At 45.5% G+C, this 2,700-nt stretch carries 2 protein-coding genes; both read right to left on the bottom strand.

The annotated features are described in order from the left end of the window. Positions 1–1,148, bottom strand: a 1,148-nt coding sequence (gene grdD, locus LI164_RS15475) for a glycine/sarcosine/betaine reductase complex component C subunit alpha (protein ID WP_227087368.1), incomplete at its 3' end; no start/stop codon positions are given. Positions 1,149–1,160: 12 nt separating this feature from the next. Next, a complete protein-coding gene (gene grdC / locus LI164_RS15470) occupies positions 1,161–2,699 on the bottom strand; it encodes a glycine/sarcosine/betaine reductase complex component C subunit beta (RefSeq protein WP_117495906.1) in 1,539 nt (512 codons plus the stop codon). Position 2,700 lies beyond the last annotated feature (1 nt).

Raw genomic sequence — 2,700 nt, 5'->3', positions numbered from 1 at the left:
TTAATGTATCCGGCTTTCTTAAGCTCTTCATGAGCTTTCTCAAGGTTTGCATCTGATACACGAATGATCGGTCCTGTACAACCCATTCCGCTCTCTGCATAAATATTGATCTTCCATAATGCTTTTACGGCATCCTCAAGATCCATTACTTCGATTCCTGCGATCTGTGCTGTTACGATCTCCTTCGGCGGCTCTTTTACATCCTCCTCTGCTGCAGCCGGTTTTGCTGCTGCTTTTCTTGCATCCAGGATCTCTTTTAAGCCTGCTTTCTTTGCTGCTGCAAATTCTGCTTTTGCTACCTCAAATACTTTGTTTCTTACAAGCTGTGCTGCATAACGGATTGCTCCTGCAATAACAGGTGCTCCGCTGGCTCTTGATACGATCATGACTAACTGCTCATATCCTTCGCCGATTCCTGGTCCGTATCCGTATCCAGTTGCTTCAAAGCTTCCGCCTGTTGCTGCGGATGAAAGCATTTTTACCATGATGTTTCCTGTCAGGGAATCTGTTACCATGATATCCGGTGTTCCCTGAAGTACGTCATTTCCTCTCATGACGCATCCACCGTCTGCTCTTGCAGACTCTGCGAATGTGATATCATATCCGTTCTCCTGAAGCTCTTTGAGAGCTTTCTCTGTCTGACGTGCTCCGTCTACATTCAGGATTCCGACTGTTGGATTAGCAATTCCACATGTTTTTGCTGCAATGATTCCGTAGATTGTGTTCTTGATCATACCTTCGATACGATCTGCACTGGATGTTCCTGTTGTATTTGCTACAAACATCTCTCTTCCCTTTGCCGGTGTCACTACTCGTCCTACTGTAGATACTCCGATTGGGAATGGAAAGTGCATGGTAACTGCTCCGTCTACTTCTCCATTTGCAAGCATCTCTTCCATCTTCTTGTGGCCTTCTTCGTCATCTGCAACTTTTACTGTTGTAACTCCCTCTGCCTCAAGTGATCCGATATAATATACATCAACGCCATCTTTTGCTGCCATCAGGGCTGCTTTCATGGCATTCTCTTCTCCATGTTCGCTTCCCATTCCGGTTAATGCGATCTTTGGTCTCTTTCCATAGCTTCCGCTCTCAAGACCCTGTGCCATCTCCAGGAATGTTTCTGCGATCATCTTTTCTACATTTGCCATCTTTACCACCCCTTACTCTGCTATCAGAGTAGCAGCGAATTCTTTCATTGCCTTAGCGATGAGTCCCTTTACTTCATCCTCAGATACTCCGGCTGCAGCTTCTTCCTGTGCCTTTGTATTTCCATGGATCACGAAAGATACTCCATCGAACAGGTTTGTCATTCTTCCAAGGAACAGACTTCCTTTTCCGATGATCATTGCATTCTTGATCTTTCCTTCCAGAATGTCCTCTCTTGCAACTCCTACATATGGTACTCCTGATGGGATATGTCCCTGTGTCGGTGCCCATCCTGTAAGTCCGTGTTTTGCCGGGAACTCTCCGATCTCTTTACGGTCGAGCTCTCCTCTCTTAACTGCAAGGGCTGCGATCATCTTGTAGTTAGCAAGCGGTACATCTCCAGCTCCTGCCGGTTTTGTGATATCCGGATTCTGCATCTCTGGTGAGTATTTATCGATGTCTGTAATCTTCATTCCTGCTCTGTCAAGCGGATCTGCTACCAGACTTCCGATTACGTTCTGTGGTGCGGAACCTGTTCCTACACTATGGCGTCCAAGCATGCTAAGGTCGATCTCCGGATTTACTCCATCGTTCTCTGCAAGGATTACACAGAATCCACCAAGGCAGTCCTCAAGGATTGGAAGACCTTTCTTGATGTGGTCTTTTCCGTTCATTCCAAGTTTTGCTGTACAACCTCCGGCTGTTACTGCTACACACTTATATGCTCCGGATTTTACTAATGCTGCTGCTTCGATCAGTGCATGTGTCGGTGCTGCACAGAATCCTCTTGCGTCTGATCCTGATGCGCTTACAAGTCCTGCAACCTCTGCTGCAGCTTTTGCAAAGTTACCGCCACCTCTCTGGTTCATGTCTCCACATGCTTCCTCTGCACAGTCAATAACATACTCTACATCTGCTTTTTCGATTCCTGCGTTACGTACTGCATAAAGAAGAGCAAGTACACTTGTTGCTTTACTCATTAAGTTCTCGTGCATTACGTGTGCGCTTAAGTTCTGATCGATATCATGTGCACGTTTTACACATCCAACCAGCTCGTGGTTGAAGTAAAGTGCCTCTGCGTGCTCATCATTTACATATCCCTCGATCTCGGAAAGCTCTACACCGTCTTCGATCTGGGATGAAATATCTTCTGTAATGATTGGGTTTGCTGCAAACTGACCTTTGTACTTCTCTACGAAGTTCTTCTCCAGTTTTACAACTTCAAACTGGTCACTGATCTGTACCAGGAATAAGAACTCTTCCTCAGGCATGATCTCACCGTATTTTCCATAACGGCTTGCATTCTCCATCTTCTTGTCATACCATGGAGCCTCTACCTGTGCCAGCTCATCCGGATGTACATTTCCGATGTATGTCTGGTTTGGCCAGTAAGCTACACAATCCTCATATGAACGAAGATGCTCTGGCACCTCTTTTAAGTACTCTGAATCTGGATTTACGATTCTCTCTGTTGTCTGAGTTGTTCCATTATATAAAACCATGTCAGGAGTATGTGCTAAGACATAACTTGCTCCTTTAATTACACTATTCATT

Source organism: Dorea sp. 210702-DFI.3.125, from assembly GCF_020560945.1.
GTDB lineage: Bacteria > Bacillota > Clostridia > Lachnospirales > Lachnospiraceae > Dorea > Dorea formicigenerans.
Note: the sequence above shows the minus strand (reverse complement) of the source record. Positions and strands in the feature narration are given on the sequence as shown.